The organism is Dyella sp. 01L423, from assembly GCF_056399945.1.
In genome coordinates this window covers 118,778-133,124 of sequence record NZ_JBFTSI010000006.1, presented here as the reverse complement: position 1 = coordinate 133,124, position 14,347 = coordinate 118,778, and the positions used below count along the sequence as shown (strand labels likewise).

Genomic DNA, 14,347 nt, shown 5'->3' with positions numbered 1-14,347 from the left:
GATGAGGCTAGATCGAGATCAGCGGCATCGGGTCACAAAACTCTGGTGACCCCAGCAAACACAGTGAGTGCATCATAACCGCTCCCAGGCCGTAATGCGACTGGTTCCAGCCCTGAAAACCTGAATGAATAACCGTTAGGTCTTACAAAACGGTGTTTGATTTTCACGCCGTCTTCGCATTTCATCTCGTCCCTTGGATGGGCAGAGCGACACGCTCAACCCGCAACCCCCGTGAGGAGTAGCTCCATGATGTTTCGCCACCACCGCCTCGCCCTGCTCGCCCTTGTCGCTGGCGGCGTGATACTCGGCGGCTGTTCCGATAAGCCCCAGACACGCCCCACGACGTCCGCTCACACGACGACCACCCAAGCGACTACCCATACAACGGGCAGCACTGGCTCGACGGCGGCTACGGCCAAACCCCGCACGGGCACGGTGACCACCTCAGGCGGTAAACCGCTGCCGAACAGCACGGGTATTCCCGCCTGCGACGACTACCTGGCCAGCTACGTCTCCTGCCATGCCGTCGCGGGCGTCTATTCGCCCGACCAACTGCAGTCGCGCTATCAGGAGATGCGCACCAGCCTGCTGCAGGATTCGGTGGATCCCAATACACGTCCGCAGCTGGGCGCCCGCTGCACGGCACTTGCCAAGCAGTTGCGCGAAACGCTGAAAGGCAAGGCCTGTGCACCGGTATCGCCTGCTGCCAGCAGCAGCGCGCATTGAGTCTCAGCGCAGCAGCGCACGCAGTGCCGCTGCCACCGGCGCGGGCCGACTGCGTGCGATTTTTACCTTCGGCGTGTCGTGCCACTGCGCCGTGGCACGGATCGCGCTGGCGACTTCTTCAAGCAAGCGTGGCGTCGCCTCGACATCGGGCTCAAGGAATAAAGCCTTGACCTCGAACACGCCTTCGCGACGATATGCCTTCGCATCGAGCCTGCCGATCAACTGGCCGCGATGCAGAATCGGCAGCACGTAATAGCCATAGCGCCGCTTGGGTGCCGGCACGTAGCACTCGATGGTGTATTCGAAACCGAACAACGCCTCGGCACGCGCGCGATCCCATACCACCGGATCAAACGGCGACAGCAACGTCGTGTGTGTCGCGCGCAGCTGACCTGCCGCCGCCTGCGCAAGCACGCCGGCATGATCGGGATGCACATACGCGGGCACTTTCCAATCGGCCACCTGCACCATCAAGAGCTCGCCTTCGGCGACCAGCGGCGCGAGCTCCTTGTCCGTCACCGCGGGTTTCAAGCGGTAGTAGTCTGCGATCCAGCGCGCCTGCGTCACGCCTAGCGCGCGTACGCTGTCGAGGATGAAGCGGCGGCGCAAGGCTTCGTGATCGAGTGCAAGCAGCGTGCGATCCAACGGTGGATCGAGTTTCTCCAGCACGCGCGCCTCTAGATCGTAGACGCGCTGGAAGCGCTCGCGTCGGGTCACCATCAAGTCGCCCAGTGCAAACCAGGCTTCCAGCCAGCGCTTTTCAGGCTTCCACGACCACCACCCGCCAGCGCCCTTGGTCTCGCTTTCGAAATCCGCCGCGCGCGCCGCGCCGTTGTCGCGTATACGCGCCAACAATGCATCCATGCCCTCGCGATGTTCGCGATGCATGCGATCGGCGTGCTTGTACGCCCAATGCATCGCGCGCTGCCTGCGCCATGCCTGGTGAAGTGCGAGATCCGCCGCCGGCACGAAGCACGCTTCGTGTGCCCAGCATTCGGCAATGCGTCCGACATCGAGCGCATCCTCGAGCCACTGCGGATCGTAATGACCAAGACGCGAATGCAGCACCAGATAAGGACTGCGCGCGACCACGTGGATGCTGTCGATCTGCAGCAGGCGCATGCGCGTTATCGCATCAACCACATGCGCCGGCTTGGCCCGCGATTTCGGTTTGCTGAGCAGGCCTTGCGCCGCCAGATGAAGACGCCTTGCCTGCGTCAGATTCAACGCAGTGTGTGGGACGGATGAAGGAACCGACAACGGTAACGATGACTTCACGTGATCACGATGCCTGTGTTGAGGCGGCATTTAGCCGTGCTTTGTTAGTTTGTCTGCAGCGCGAAGGACATGCAGCGCGACATTGCATTCCATCACTGCCCCATCGCGCGCATCCGTTCACGAGCCACGCATTCTGGCATGGAGTCACGACGATGAAATCCCGCACACCTCTGATCGCTCTTGTTACGGCCGGTTCGCTGATGCTGGCGGGCACGGTGTTGGCGCAAGACCAGACCATGCCGACGCCACCGCCACCGCCGCCTCCGCCGGCGCAAACGATGCCCGCGCAACCGACGCCTCCGCCGCCGACGCAGGTCATGCCGGCCACGCAGCCGACGCCTCCGCCTCCGCCGGGCGGCACCCAGGCACAGACGGCCACCGCGGGCCAGCAGGTCACCATCAACTCGAGCGTACCGCCTGTGAACGCAGGACCGGCGCCGAGCTTCGAGCAGCTGGCCAATGGCAAGAAGTACATTTCCGAAAGCGATGCCTCGGCCTATCCGCTGCTGGCCAATGACTGGGCCTATGTGGACAAGGGTCACGCCGGCCGCGTGAGCAAGGCGCAGTACGAGGCCTGGTTAAGCAACAACCGGTAAGATGCGGCACTTCGGACGCGGGTCGTCGGCAACGGCGGCCCGCGTCGTCATATGCGATACAGGAAGCGGCTGCTATCCAGGCAATCCCCGGCGCTGCGCTCCTGTTCGCGCGCCCGCCCAGGATGGAGCCTCACGATGCGACTCACTTCCCTGGCAGCCGTCTCGCTCACGCTTGGCCTGCCTACCCTCGCTGCGCATGCGCAGAATCCCAGCCCGATGGACATCCGCGCCTGCACCGCCATCGAGACGGATGCACAGCGACTCGCTTGCTACGACCGCGCCACCGGGCGTGACAATCTGCCGGCCGCACAGAAGAAGAGCGACGCTGCCGCACAAGCACCCGCCCCGGCCGCTTCGACGAGCCCATCGAGCAACGCGTTCGGCCACGAAGCGCCGCGAGTAGCAGGCACAAACACTCAGAGCGCCGAGAGCGGCGAGGCAGCATCGGATGTGAAGCCGCTTTCGCTGCTCGACAGCCGCTGGGAGCTCTCGCCCGAGAGCAAGCTCGGCACCTTCAATCTGCGTGGTTACAAACCGATCGTGGTGCTGCCGTTCTTCGCCAGCAGCAACCAGAACCGGGAACCGAGCAGCCCCAATCCACTCAACACGGTCACCGAGCCGCAGCAGGTGGACAACATCGAGAGCAAATTCCAGCTCAGCCTGAAGACCAAGATCTGGCAAGGCGTGTTCGGCGACGAAGGCGATGTGTGGGCCGCGTTTACCCAGTCCTCGCGCTGGCAGGTCTACAACGAGAAGGAATCGCGCCCCTTCCGCGAGACCGATTACGAGCCCGAAGTGATGCTGATGTTCAACACCAACTATCAGCTCGCCGGATGGAACGGCCGGCTGCTCGGCATCGGCCTCGATCACGAATCCAACGGCCAATCCGATCCGCTCTCGCGCAGCTGGAATCGCGTGATGGGCTACGTCGGTTTCGAACGTCCCAGCTGGACGATCATGTTCCGACCCTGGTGGCGCATCCCTGAAGGTGGGCCGGACGACAACAACCCGGACATCGACAACTACATGGGTCGTGCCGACATGCAGATCATCCACGAATGGCATGGCCAGGAATTCGGCCTGATGCTGCGCCATTCCTTGCGCGCCGGCAGCGAGAGTCACGGCGCGGCGCAGTTCACCTGGTCGTTCCCGGTGGCTGGCAATCTGCGCGGCTACATGGAGCTGTTCAAGGGCTATGGCGAAAGCATGATCGACTACAACCACAATGCCACTTACCTCGGCATCGGCGTGTCGCTGCTGGATTGGTACTAAAAAACAAAAAAAGCCGCGCACGGTGAGTGCGCGGCTTTCAGTAAGCCATGAGGCGACGCCACAGCGCCGCATGTCACTGCTTAGTGGTGATGACCACCTTCACCATGCACATGACCGTGCGAGAGTTCTTCTTCGCTGGCTTCGCGCACGTCGGTCACTTCCACGTCGAAATGCAGCGTCTGGCCGGCGAGCGGGTGGTTGCCGTCGATGTGCACTTTGTCGTTCTCGACCTTGGTCACGGTGACGTTGATGGCGCCCTGCGGACCGCGGCCCTGGAACTGCATGCCAGGCTGGATGTCGTCCACGCCCTGGAACGCCTCGCGCGGCACTTCCTGCACAAGCTCGGCGTGGTGCACGCCGTAGCCTTCTTCCGGCACCACGTCGACCTTGAACTGATCGCCGACCTGACGGCCTTCCATCGCCTTTTCCAGGCCCGGGACGATCTGGCCCACGCCCTGGAGGTACACGAGCGGCTCGCGACCCTGCGAGCTGTCGAGGACCTGGCCGTTGTCGTCGGTCAGCGTGTAATGGAAAGAAACGACGGAATTGTTGGCGATCTGCATAATGTTCTCTGAGTGGGGAGTGGCGCCGGCAGAGACCGGCACGAAACTGCAAGATTAACAGACCCCTTGTGACGATGCTGCCTAGGCGCAGGGCCGCAGGATTGGCGATACTGCGTCCATGGGTTCTCAGAATTACGCAACAGCTCGCCATTGGCCTACCTTTTTCGGGCTGGCATTGGCGGCCTTGTCGCTGGCCACGCCGGTGTTCGCTACGGCGCAAAACCAGGCCCCTCCGGCGCCGCCAGCCAGCGCCCAGCCCACGCTTACCGAGCAGATCAATGGACTGATCAGCCAGCCGCGTTTTGCCGGGGCGGACTGGGGCATTGCGGTGATTTCGCTCAGCAATGGCCGCAGCGTTTACAGCCATCATGCGGATCAGCTGTTCCAGCCCGCCTCGACCGCCAAGCTGTTCACGGCGGCGGTGACGCTGAGCGAGCTGGGACCCGACTATCGCATTCCCACCCGCGTGGTGACCGGCGGCGAGATCCGCAACGGCAGGCTGGACGGCCCTTTGATCCTCTACGGCATGGGCGACCCCACGCTCGGTGTCGACGCCGCCACGCTGCACTGGGCCGATCAGCTCGCTGAGCAACTGGCGGCGCAGGGTCTGCGCCATGTCCATGGCGACCTGATTGCCGATTCGACCTATTTCGCGAGTCCCATGATGGGCACCGGCTGGGAAGCGATTGACCTGCAAAGCTGGTTCGCCGTGCCGGCCACCGCGCTGAGCGTGGGCGAAAATCAGGTCGACGTGACGGTGACCGCAGGCATCGGCGCCGGTGCGCCGGCCGACTTGCGCTTCGATCCAGCCAACGCGATTCCCAGCGTGGCCAACGAGGTGATCACCAGCGCCCAGCGCACGCACAACGACGTCAATTTGTATCGGGCGCCGGGCGATGGCGTGTTGTACGCGTTCGGCAATATCGCGGCGAAATCGCCCGCGCAGAGTTACAAACTCGCCCTGCCCGACCCGGCCCAATACGCGGGCCAGCTGCTGCAGGAGGCCTTGGTACGCCGTGGCATCCAGCTTGATGGCAAGCTGCTCACGGTGCACTGGCCGCGCCGCGATACGTTCCTGCCAGCACAACCACGCACGCTGGCCGAAGTGTTGTCGCCCCCCGTCAGCGAGATCCTCGAGCGCGGCCTGAAGCGCTCACAGAATCTCTACCTGCAAAACCTGCTGCTGCTCGCTGGCGTGAAGGCGCAGGCTGATACGGAGCAGCGCGAGGGCAGCATGGGTTTCGTCACCAGTGAACGCTGGGGCATACGCGCGCTGCATCAGCTGCTGGAGCAGATCGGCATCACGCCCGCCGCGAGCTTGATCGAGGAAGGCACCGGGTTGTCCCGCCGCAATCTGGCCACGCCGAACGCGATGGCCTATCTACTCGCTTTCCTCGCCAAGCAGCCTTACGGACCGGCGTTGGTGGAGGCGCTGCCGATCGCCGGCGTGGATGGCACCTTGCAGTGGCGCATGCGCAACACGCCGGCCGAAAACAACGTGCACGCGAAAACTGGCAGCATGAGCTTCGTGCATTGCCTAGCCGGCTACGTCACCAGCGGCGATGGCGAACGGCTGGCGTTCGCCATCATGCTCAACAACTACGATCCGCCAGCGGGGGCACCCAGCGCCACCCGCGACATCGATCAGATTGCCGTGTTGCTGGCCGGCTCGCGCCATCCGGCCAGCAGCGCCAGCTCGGCCCCCGCCGTGGCGACTCAGCCCGCCAACTGACGCTCGAGATCCTTGCCGATCTTTTCCGGCGTATCGGTGGGGGCGTAGCGCTTCACCACCTGTCCATTGCTATCGACTAGGAACTTGGTGAAGTTCCATTTGATCGATTCGCTGCCCAGGATGCCCTTGCCTTCGCTCTTGAGCCACTTGTAGAGCGGATGCGCGCCGTCGCCATTGACCTCGACCTTGGCGAACAGCGGGAAGCTCACGTCGTAGCTGGTCGAGCAGAAATTGCGGATCTCGGCCTCGTCGCCCGGCTCCTGGTGGCCGAACTGGTCGCAGGGAAAGCCCAGCACCACCAGGCCCCTCTCGCGATCGGCGCGCCACAGCGCTTCCAACCCCGTGTATTGCGGTGTGAATCCGCACTTGGACGCCACATTGACGATCAACAGCGTCTTACCCCGATAGTCGGCAAGCGAACGCTCGTTGCCGTCGATATCGCGGGCGGAGAAGTCATAGACGGAGGTCATCGCTGCCATTCCTCGTTGAAAGGACGCCAGTCTAGCCCCATGCAGCGTCACGGTGTCTTATGCTTGCCACCGCCGGCACCCCCCGGCAGCTGCCCGAGGCTCTGGCCTCCCCGGTTTCCCCGAAGGTATTCCGTGATCAGATTTCTGGATGTCCATAAGTCCTACCGTGTCGACGGGCGGGACGTTCCCGCGCTGCAACCGTTCAGCCTCGACATCGCCGATGGCGAAGTGTTCGGCATCATCGGTCATTCCGGTGCAGGCAAATCGACGCTTATACGTCTGATCAACCTGCTGGAACGGCCCAGCGGCGGCCGCATCCAGATCGGCGACACGGAAATGACAGCGCTAACGGAATCGCAGCTGCGCCAGCAACGCCAGCGCATCGGCATGATCTTCCAGCACTTCAACCTGCTGTCGTCGCAGACCGTGGCCGAGAACGTGGCCTTCCCGCTGCGCCTGGCCGGCGAGCATGACAACGCGTCGATCCGCCAGCGCGTGGACGAACTGCTGGCGCGCGTGGGTCTTACCGCGCATGCCGACAAGTATCCCTCCCAGCTTTCGGGCGGCCAGAAGCAGCGCGTGGGCATTGCCCGTGCCCTGGCCAACCGGCCGTCCATCCTGTTGTGCGACGAGGCCACCAGCGCGCTCGATCCGCAAACCACGGCATCCGTGCTTGAGCTGCTGGCCGAGATCAATCGCGAGCTCAAGCTCACCATCGTGCTGATCACGCACGAGATGGACGTGGTGCGTCGCGTCTGCGACCGAGTCGCCGTGCTCGATGCCGGACGCATCGTGGAAAGCGGCGCTGTCGCCGATGTGTTCCTGCATCCGAAACACGCCACCACGCGCCGTTTCGTCAACGAGGCCTTGCCGGAAGAAGCCGCCGGCGAACAAATGCCGTTTGCGCACGTGCCAGGCCGCATCCTGCGCCTGTCGTTTCGGGGCGACGCGACGTGGACACCGGCACTGGGACGCGTGGCGCGCGAGACCGGCGTCGATTTCAACATCCTGGCCGGGCGCATCGACCGTATCAAGGACCTTCCCTATGGGCAGCTGACGCTGGCCATGCAGGGGGAACGAGTCGATGACGCACTCACCATCCTTCGCGAGTCCGGCATCGAAATCGAAGAAATCACCTCATCGCTGGAGAATCGCGCATGAGCGCTCCGCTGCTGCAAACGCTGTTTCCGCATATCGACGACTGGGGCGAAATCGGCCATGCCTGCATCGACACGTTGTTGATGCTCGGCGGCTCGCTGCTCCTGACAGTGCTGGTGGGGCTGCCGCTGGGCGTGCTGCTGTATCTCACCGGCAAGGGCCAGCTGCGTGCGATGCCCAAACTGTACGCGGTGTTGTCGCTGCTGGTGAATATCCTGCGTTCGATTCCCTTCATCATCCTGATGATCGTGCTGATGCCGCTCACCTATGTGCTGGTGGGCACCAAGCTCGGTATACGTGGCGCGATTCCGCCGTTGGTGATTGGCGCGGCGCCCTTCTTCGCGCGCCTGGTGGAAACGGCGCTGCGTGAGGTGCAGCGCGGCGTGATCGAAGCGAGCCAGGCGATGGGCGCCAGTACCGGGCAGATCGTGCGCCACGTGTTGCTGCCCGAAGCGCGCGGCGGACTGATCGCCGGCATCACCGTGACGGCTATTGCGTTGGTCGGTTACACGGCGATGGGCGGTGCCATCGGCGCGGGCGGCCTGGGCGATCTGGCCTACCGTTACGGCTATCTCAGCTACAAATCGGACTATATGGTGGTCACCGTCGTGCTGCTGATCGTGCTGGTACAGCTGTTGCAGATGGCCGGCGACCGTATCGTGGCGCGCTATACGCGGCATTGATCGGGCGGTTTTGCATTCGGCGGTATGGACGGCTATGGTGTTGCACCGCATCACGCGTTCTCTCCATATAACGAAGATGAATAAGCTCATAGCCATCCTCTCCGCCCTGCTCCTGCTGGCGGGCTGCTCGTCGTCCAATTCAGGCGGCGACGCCTCAAGTAGTCAGAAGCTGGTGGTGGCCGCCACGGCCGTGCCGCACGCCGAGATCCTCAAGCAGGTCAAGCCGATCCTGGCCAAGCAGGGCATCGACCTGGAAATCAAGGTGTTCGCCGATTACGTCCAGCCCAATACGCAGGTGCTGGAGAAGTCGGTCGATGCGAATTATTTCCAGACCAAGCCCTATCTCGATGCGTTCAACCGCGAACGCGGCACCAACCTCACCATCGTGACGGGCGTGCACATCGAGCCGTTCGGCGCTTACTCGCGCAGGCTCAAGTCGATCGACCAGTTGCCTGACGGCGCCTCGGTCACCCTGCCCAACGATCCCAGCAACAATAGCCGTGCGCTGCTGCTGCTCGCCAAGCACGGCCTGATCACGCTGAAGGATCCGAGCAACGAGCTGTCCACACAGAAGGACATCACGGCCAACCCGAAGCACCTGAAGTTCCGCGAGCTGGAAGCAGCGATGCTGCCGCGCACACTGGACGAAGTGGACCTCGCTTTGATCAACACCAACTATGCGCTCGCCGCGGGCCTCAACCCGACCAAGGACGCGCTGCTGATCGAAGACAAGGATTCGCCGTACGTGAATTACCTGGTCGCCCGTCCCGACAACAAGGACGACCCGCGCGTGCAGGCGCTGGCCAAGGCGCTCACCAGCCCCGAGATCAAGGCGTTTATTGAGCAGAAGTACCAGGGCGCGGTGTTGCCGGCGTTCTGAAGAGCTCCCCTGTGGGAGCGCACCCTGCGTGACTGGCCTCGCCCGAACAAGGGTGGCGGCAGTCGCGCACAGGGTGCGCTCCCACACAGTACGGAAGGCCTTTAGCAGGTCACTGCTTCCGGATCGGCCGGAATCTCAAACACCCGGCGCAGATACGCTACATAGGCGCTGTCCTCGCACATGTTCTTGCCGGGCGTATCGCTGAGCTTTGCCACCGGCTGACCGTTGCAGCGGATCATCTTGATGACGATCTGCAGCGGCTCGGGGCCCACATCGTTGGTCAGGTTCGTGCCCACGCCAAACGCCAGCTGGCAGCGGCCGTGGAAGTGCTCGTACAGCTGCATCACCTTGGGCACATCGAGCCCGTCGCTGAAGACCAGCACCTTGGAACGCGGGTCGACGCGATTGGCGCGGTAATGCGCCAGCACACGCTCGCCCCAGGCCATCGGATCGCCCGAATCGTGGCGCGTGCCGTCGAACAGCTTGCAGAAATACATGTCGAAGTCGCGCAGGAAGGCGCTCAGTCCGTAGACGTCGGACAGAGCGATGCCCAGATCGCCGCGATATTCCCTCGCCCAGGTTTCCAGCGCCGCCACCTGCGAGTCGCGCAGCCGCGGACCCAGCGCCTGGTGCGCCTGCAGGTATTCATGCGCCAGCGTGCCCAACGGCGTCAGGCCGAGCTTCCAGGCGAGCCACACATTGCTGGTGCCGGTGAGCTGGCGGCCCAGTCCGTCGCGCAAAGTGGTGACTACTTCCTCCTGCCAAGCGCGCGAGAAGCGGCGGCGCGTGCCGTAGTCGGCGATGCGGCAATCCTGGAAGCCTTCGGTATCGCGCAACAACGCAATCTTCTCGCGCAGGCGCCGACGTCCTTCGTCCAGCGAAAGTCCGGGTTGGGTACGGCGGAAATACACCTCGTTGACGATCGCCAGCAGCGGTACTTCAAACAGGATGGTATGCAGCCACGGGCCGCGGATATGGATCTCGATCTCGCCAGGGCCATCCTGCGCCGGAACGATCTCTACATATTTGGCGTTGAGCTGGAACAGGCCCAGGAAGTCGACGAAATCGCTCTTGATGAAGCGCCACGTGCGCAGGTACTCCAGTTCCGCCGGCGTGAAGCGCAGCGAGCACAGCGCTTCCAGCTCCTGCCGGATCTCGTCGATATAAGGCGTGAGGTCGATGCCGGGGTTGCGGCATTTGAACTTGTATTCAACTTGCGCCGCGGGATAGTGATGCAGCACGACCTGCATCATGGAGAACTTGTACAGATCGGTGTCGAGCAGGGAGGAAACGATCATCAGTCGCTCACGCGGCGCGGGGAGTCTGGATTATCCTCGCCCGATGGTGGCCGCGGCGAGTCGGCGGCGAACCACAGGCAAATAAAAACCCCGGTAGCCAGGGGAGGGGCTACCGGGGTTTGTCAGGCCGGTCTCATAACAAAGAGGGGAAAAGGACCGACCCCTCAGTGGCACGATACAGCTGCACCACTTCTTGTCGCCGTCACGGCGATACGTATGCTTAGTGTGGCCGGCGCGGACGGAGTTCAAGCGCCCCGTCAGTTCCGTTCAGCTTTTGGCAAGCTGGGCGCGCCCGCCTACCATCGGCGGCTTATTCCAAGGGAGCGTCGTCCGATGGTTCGCCTGCTACAACGCCTGTGCCTGCTTGCCCTGGCCGTCGCCCTGCCCCTGCATGCCGCCGATCTCACGGTCGACCTGGGCCACGGCAGCAAGACCTACACCACCGCCCAGCTGCTGGGGCGCAGCGATGCCCGCGACGTGGCCATTCCGGCTGATGTCGCCTTCAAACGCCCCATGCGCTATCGCGCCGTGCCGCTGAAAGCGCTGCTGGAAGGCGTATCGCCCGACGACACCCTGCAATTCACCGCCTCCGACGGCTTCGCCGCGCAGATCTCAGCGGCGTTGATCGTGCGCGCCCACGGGTCGGAGGCCTGGCTGGCGGTGGAGGATCCCGCCCATCCGTGGCCGACGCTGGCCGAGATCAAGGGCGATGCAGGCCCTTTCTACGTCGTGTGGACCCATCCCGAGGCGATGAAGATCGGACCGGAGCAGTGGCCGTTCCAGTTGGCCTCCATTCGCCGCCAGCCGCCCGTGGCCGAACGCTTCCCCGCGATCCAGCCCGATCCGGCCCTCAAGGCCGGCAGCCCCGTGCAGCGGGGCTTCGTGGTGTTCCAGCACACCTGCTTTGCCTGCCACACGCTCAATGGCCAGGGCGATGCCAAGCTGGGGCCGGATCTCAATATTCCCCACAGCCCGACGGAATATTTGCGCGAGGATTTGTTCCGCGCCTATATCCGCGACCCCCAGTCGCTGCGCCGCTGGCCGCAGGCGCGCATGCCCGGTTTCGATCGGAAGGCGATATCCGATCAGGATCTGGACGACCTGCTGGCCTATCTGCGACACATGGCCGCACGCAAGGCGAAACCCTAGGGAGACGGTGCGATCGATGGCTGCCCGGTCGAATCCAGCCACTGCTGCAGCGAGCGTTGCCGCTGCGTGTACGGTTGCCGGGCAAACTCGCGCACGCTGGCGTAAAACGCCGGCCACTGCCCTTCCGCGTGACGGAACAGCGCAAGGAATACTGGCGTCCAGCGGTCATAGATGCCGAACGGCAACAGCCGCGCGTTGTTGATGGGGCCGTTCACCCAGGCGTCGTAGCGATGGTCGCCGGGCCAGTCCAAGTCGCGCCACTGCGCGTAGCGCACGCGAAAGTCGTCGATGGTCTGCTGCTTGCCGGCCGCCATGGCCTGTTCGTCGATGCCGCTGGCATACAGCGTCTTCAGGCGATCGCGCAGGTCCATCACCAGCCAGGTGAAGCCGTCGTCCATGGTCTGCTCGCGGTCGTTCTGCGCCGGCAATCCGCGTGACTGGCGCCATTGGCGCAGGCCCTCCTCCTGCACGAAGCTGGCGAAGGACTCGTTGAACGAACTGTCGTCCTTCACATAGATCAGCTGATGCGCCAGCTCGTGGAAGATGGTGCCGGCCAGCTCATCGTCGTCCCAGCGCATCATGCTGCTGAGGATGGGATCGGAGAACCAGCCCAGCGTGGAATACGCCGGCACGCCGCCCACGTAGACGTCATCGCCCTGCGCCTCCAGCCGCAACGACTCGGCCTTGGCCTTGTCCTTGGAGAAATAGCCGCGATAGGCCACGCAACCGGCAAACGGAAAACAGTGCTGGATCGGCGAGATGGAAAAGCGCGGCGTCGCGAACACGTTCCAGACTACATAGGAACGGTTGAGCTTCACGTAGCTGGTATAGCTGCGGTTATCCGGCAGATCCAGGTGATCGGTGGCGAATTGGCGGGCTTGCTGGGCCAGTTGCAGGCGTTTGCGGATCTGGGCATCGGTCGACGGATCGCGCACCACCTCGCTCACGTCGCGGCGGTTCATCACCAGCTCGCTCTGGCCCTTGGCCACGTGAGCGTAGTAATCGACGGTGCTGCAGGCACAAAGCAGCAGGCCCATCGTCAAGGTGACGATGGGCCTGACAATTCCAGTGATCCGCGGCACGAAGCATGGCAACGTCATGCCGCGATTGTGCCGCTATTTCAGTGGCCGTGACCGCCGTTCCAGCCGCCGTGGCCACCATTGCCGTGGCCGCCGCTCCAATTGCCTCGGCCTCCGCGGTAATAGCCGTTACCGCCGTGGTAATAACCGCCACCGCGATAGTAGCCACCGCCGCGGTAATAGCCGCCGCGGTAGCCGCCGTAGTAGCCGCCAATGCCGATGCTTACGGCCGGGCCATAACAGCAGCCGTAACCGTAGTAGCCATAGCTCGGGTAGTAGTAACCGGGGTAGTAGCCGTTGCTATAGGTGACGCCGGTACCGTAGTAGGCGTCGCCGCCGCCGGTGGCGACCGGACGCACATAGCTGTAGCCAGGATCGTAGTAACAACCGGATAGCGCTGCGGTGGCAACCGCCAAGGCGAGACCGGCAAGCACGCGTTTCATGACGTAAGGCCTTCAGGGGGAAGACAGCCTCACTTTGAACCTGTGCTGGTAAGTGCGCACTGAACGCTACCGACACGACTGGCAGGTATTTACCTGCCAGCCATGCCGGGACCGACTTTGCGTCGTCGGTTCAGTTATTGCCGCTGCGCTCGGGCGGCTGGCGGATATGCCCGTAGACCGCCTCGCTGGAAACGCCACCGTTGCTGGTGCCCGTATCCAGGTGGCCGTTGTTGCCGCCGGGGTGTTCATCGGCGCCCGGCCAAGTTGGCCCCTGGCGTACCCGCTCCTGCTTGGCTTCAAGCAGCGCCTGGATATGCTCGGCAGCTTCTTGCGGGGTCAGGTGCTTGCGCGCCGGACGGCGTGGCCGTGCCGTGGACGTGTTGCGACTGCGCCCTCCCGCTGGCGCGGTCTTGGCGGCCGTCTTGCGCGGCGCGGCGGCGGCCTTGCGCGGTGCGGCGCGCTTGGTCGCCGCCTTGCGTGTGGCGGTTTTCTTGGCCGCCTTCTTGGCGGTGGCGCGTTTGCGGGTGGTCTTTTTGGCGGCGGACTTTTTTACCGCGGTCTTGCGCGGCGCGGCCTTCTTGGTCGCCGTCTTGCGCGTGGACTTGCGCGCGGCGGCTTTGCGCGTCGCCGTCTTGCGTGCGGGGGATTTGCGTGTCGCCTTCTTGGAGGCAGTCTTGCGGGTTGCTTTCTTGACGGCCGTTTTACGCGTTGCCTTTTTCGCTACGGTCTTGCGCGTTGCCTTCTTGGCGGCGGTCTTGCGAGTCGCCTTCTTGGCTGCCGTCTTGCGAACGGCGCGCTTGACGGTGGCGCGCTTGCGAGCGGTGGTTTTCTTGGCAGTGGATTTGCGGGTGGCTGCTTTCTTGGCCGAGGATTTCTTCGCGGCCGGCTTGCGCTTCGTTGCCATGCGTCTTCACTCCTGCGGTGGTCGAGAATGCCCGACGCCCCATCACGCCGGACTAACCGACAAGTAACACCAACAACATGTATCAGGGGTGAGCAAAACCGCAGTAACGCAATGCT

Annotated in this window: 15 protein-coding genes; 8 read left to right on the top strand and 7 right to left on the bottom strand. The window is 63.6% G+C overall.

All coding sequences use genetic code 11. From position 1 onward, the window contains the following. Positions 1–246: 246 nt before the first annotated feature. Entirely contained in the window at positions 247–726 is a 480-nt protein-coding gene (locus AC1DMY_RS16900; RefSeq protein WP_477166041.1) for a hypothetical protein, read from the top strand. Positions 727–729: 3 nt separating this feature from the next. On the opposite strand, the gene AC1DMY_RS16895 is transcribed toward AC1DMY_RS16900, so the two are convergent. Further along, on the bottom strand, positions 730–1,848 hold the full coding sequence (locus tag AC1DMY_RS16895; protein WP_477166040.1) for a winged helix-turn-helix domain-containing protein: 1,119 nt from the start codon (positions 1,846–1,848) through the stop codon (positions 730–732). Between the two features lie 308 nt (positions 1,849–2,156). On the opposite strand from AC1DMY_RS16895, the gene AC1DMY_RS16890 reads away from it, so the two are divergent. Both AC1DMY_RS16890 and AC1DMY_RS16885 read left to right on the top strand, forming a co-directional pair. Next, complete coding sequence (locus AC1DMY_RS16890; RefSeq protein WP_477166039.1) at positions 2,157–2,600, top strand: hypothetical protein; 444 nt, start codon at positions 2,157–2,159, stop codon at positions 2,598–2,600. 135 nt (positions 2,601–2,735) lie between these two features. Further along, positions 2,736–3,872: a phospholipase A gene (locus AC1DMY_RS16885; protein WP_477166038.1), complete on the top strand. Its 1,137-nt coding sequence runs from the start codon at positions 2,736–2,738 to the stop codon at positions 3,870–3,872. Between the two features lie 80 nt (positions 3,873–3,952). Here the strand turns inward: AC1DMY_RS16885 and AC1DMY_RS16880 are convergent, their stop codons facing one another. Further along, positions 3,953–4,435: an FKBP-type peptidyl-prolyl cis-trans isomerase gene (locus AC1DMY_RS16880; RefSeq protein ID WP_477166037.1), complete on the bottom strand. Its 483-nt coding sequence runs from the start codon at positions 4,433–4,435 to the stop codon at positions 3,953–3,955. A 118-nt stretch (positions 4,436–4,553) separates the two neighbouring features. On the opposite strand from AC1DMY_RS16880, the gene dacB reads away from it, so the two are divergent. Beyond that, positions 4,554–6,167, top strand: coding sequence for a D-alanyl-D-alanine carboxypeptidase/D-alanyl-D-alanine endopeptidase (dacB, locus tag AC1DMY_RS16875; protein ID WP_477166036.1), 1,614 nt, complete (start codon positions 4,554–4,556; stop codon positions 6,165–6,167). Here dacB and AC1DMY_RS16870 read toward each other — a convergent pair. Continuing rightward, positions 6,152–6,637, bottom strand: a complete 486-nt coding sequence (locus AC1DMY_RS16870) for a glutathione peroxidase (RefSeq protein WP_477166035.1) — start codon at positions 6,635–6,637, stop codon at positions 6,152–6,154. The two genes, dacB and AC1DMY_RS16870, sit on opposite strands and share 16 nt — an antisense overlap. 132 nt (positions 6,638–6,769) lie before the next feature. On the opposite strand from AC1DMY_RS16870, the gene AC1DMY_RS16865 reads away from it, so the two are divergent. The 3 genes from AC1DMY_RS16865 (at position 6,770) to AC1DMY_RS16855 (ending at position 9,358) form a co-directional block, all read left to right on the top strand. Further along, entirely contained in the window at positions 6,770–7,798 is a 1,029-nt protein-coding gene (locus AC1DMY_RS16865) for a methionine ABC transporter ATP-binding protein (protein WP_477166034.1), read from the top strand. Then, positions 7,795–8,478, top strand: a complete 684-nt coding sequence (locus AC1DMY_RS16860; protein ID WP_477166033.1) for a methionine ABC transporter permease — start codon at positions 7,795–7,797, stop codon at positions 8,476–8,478. Before AC1DMY_RS16865 ends, AC1DMY_RS16860 begins: the two co-directional genes overlap by 4 nt. 76 nt (positions 8,479–8,554) lie before the next feature. Continuing rightward, positions 8,555–9,358 carry a MetQ/NlpA family ABC transporter substrate-binding protein gene (locus AC1DMY_RS16855; RefSeq protein ID WP_477166032.1) on the top strand — a complete coding sequence of 268 codons (804 nt, stop codon included), beginning with the start codon at positions 8,555–8,557 and terminating at the stop codon, positions 9,356–9,358. Between the two features lie 101 nt (positions 9,359–9,459). Here the strand turns inward: AC1DMY_RS16855 and pncB are convergent, their stop codons facing one another. Continuing rightward, on the bottom strand, positions 9,460–10,656 hold the full coding sequence (pncB, locus tag AC1DMY_RS16850; RefSeq protein WP_477166031.1) for a nicotinate phosphoribosyltransferase: 1,197 nt from the start codon (positions 10,654–10,656) through the stop codon (positions 9,460–9,462). A 333-nt stretch (positions 10,657–10,989) separates the two neighbouring features. On the opposite strand from pncB, the gene AC1DMY_RS16845 reads away from it, so the two are divergent. Then, positions 10,990–11,805: a c-type cytochrome gene (locus AC1DMY_RS16845; protein ID WP_477166030.1), complete on the top strand. Its 816-nt coding sequence runs from the start codon at positions 10,990–10,992 to the stop codon at positions 11,803–11,805. On the opposite strand, the gene AC1DMY_RS16840 is transcribed toward AC1DMY_RS16845, so the two are convergent. From AC1DMY_RS16840 to AC1DMY_RS16830, 3 genes are all read right to left on the bottom strand, one after another. Beyond that, positions 11,802–12,842: an aminopeptidase gene (locus AC1DMY_RS16840; protein WP_477166129.1), complete on the bottom strand. Its 1,041-nt coding sequence runs from the start codon at positions 12,840–12,842 to the stop codon at positions 11,802–11,804. The genes AC1DMY_RS16845 and AC1DMY_RS16840 overlap by 4 nt on opposite strands. A gap of 83 nt (positions 12,843–12,925) precedes the next feature. Continuing rightward, on the bottom strand, positions 12,926–13,327 hold the full coding sequence (locus AC1DMY_RS16835) for a hypothetical protein (protein WP_477166029.1): 402 nt from the start codon (positions 13,325–13,327) through the stop codon (positions 12,926–12,928). 130 nt (positions 13,328–13,457) lie between these two features. Further along, positions 13,458–14,231, bottom strand: a complete 774-nt coding sequence (locus AC1DMY_RS16830; protein ID WP_477166028.1) for a hypothetical protein — start codon at positions 14,229–14,231, stop codon at positions 13,458–13,460. Positions 14,232–14,347 lie beyond the last annotated feature (116 nt).

Bases quoted from the DNA above. Each gene is read 5' to 3' on its own strand.
- AC1DMY_RS16895 (WP_477166040.1), bottom strand. From the start codon at position 1,848: ATGCGCCTGCTGCAGATCGACAGCATCCACGTGGTCGCGCGCAGTCCT.
- AC1DMY_RS16880 (WP_477166037.1), bottom strand. From the start codon at position 4,435: ATGCAGATCGCCAACAATTCCGTCGTTTCTTTCCATTACACGCTGACC.
- AC1DMY_RS16830 (WP_477166028.1), bottom strand. From the start codon at position 14,231: ATGGCAACGAAGCGCAAGCCGGCCGCGAAGAAATCCTCGGCCAAGAAA.
- AC1DMY_RS16900 (WP_477166041.1), top strand. From the start codon at position 247: ATGATGTTTCGCCACCACCGCCTCGCCCTGCTCGCCCTTGTCGCTGGC.
- AC1DMY_RS16840 (WP_477166129.1), bottom strand. From the start codon at position 12,842: ATGGGCCTGCTGCTTTGTGCCTGCAGCACCGTCGATTACTACGCTCAC.
- pncB (WP_477166031.1), bottom strand. From the start codon at position 10,656: ATGATCGTTTCCTCCCTGCTCGACACCGATCTGTACAAGTTCTCCATG.
- AC1DMY_RS16835 (WP_477166029.1), bottom strand. From the start codon at position 13,327: ATGAAACGCGTGCTTGCCGGTCTCGCCTTGGCGGTTGCCACCGCAGCG.
- AC1DMY_RS16885 (WP_477166038.1), top strand. From the start codon at position 2,736: ATGCGACTCACTTCCCTGGCAGCCGTCTCGCTCACGCTTGGCCTGCCT.
- dacB (WP_477166036.1), top strand. From the start codon at position 4,554: ATGGGTTCTCAGAATTACGCAACAGCTCGCCATTGGCCTACCTTTTTC.
- AC1DMY_RS16855 (WP_477166032.1), top strand. From the start codon at position 8,555: ATGAATAAGCTCATAGCCATCCTCTCCGCCCTGCTCCTGCTGGCGGGC.
- AC1DMY_RS16860 (WP_477166033.1), top strand. From the start codon at position 7,795: ATGAGCGCTCCGCTGCTGCAAACGCTGTTTCCGCATATCGACGACTGG.
- AC1DMY_RS16845 (WP_477166030.1), top strand. From the start codon at position 10,990: ATGGTTCGCCTGCTACAACGCCTGTGCCTGCTTGCCCTGGCCGTCGCC.
- AC1DMY_RS16870 (WP_477166035.1), bottom strand. From the start codon at position 6,637: ATGACCTCCGTCTATGACTTCTCCGCCCGCGATATCGACGGCAACGAG.
- AC1DMY_RS16890 (WP_477166039.1), top strand. From the start codon at position 2,157: ATGAAATCCCGCACACCTCTGATCGCTCTTGTTACGGCCGGTTCGCTG.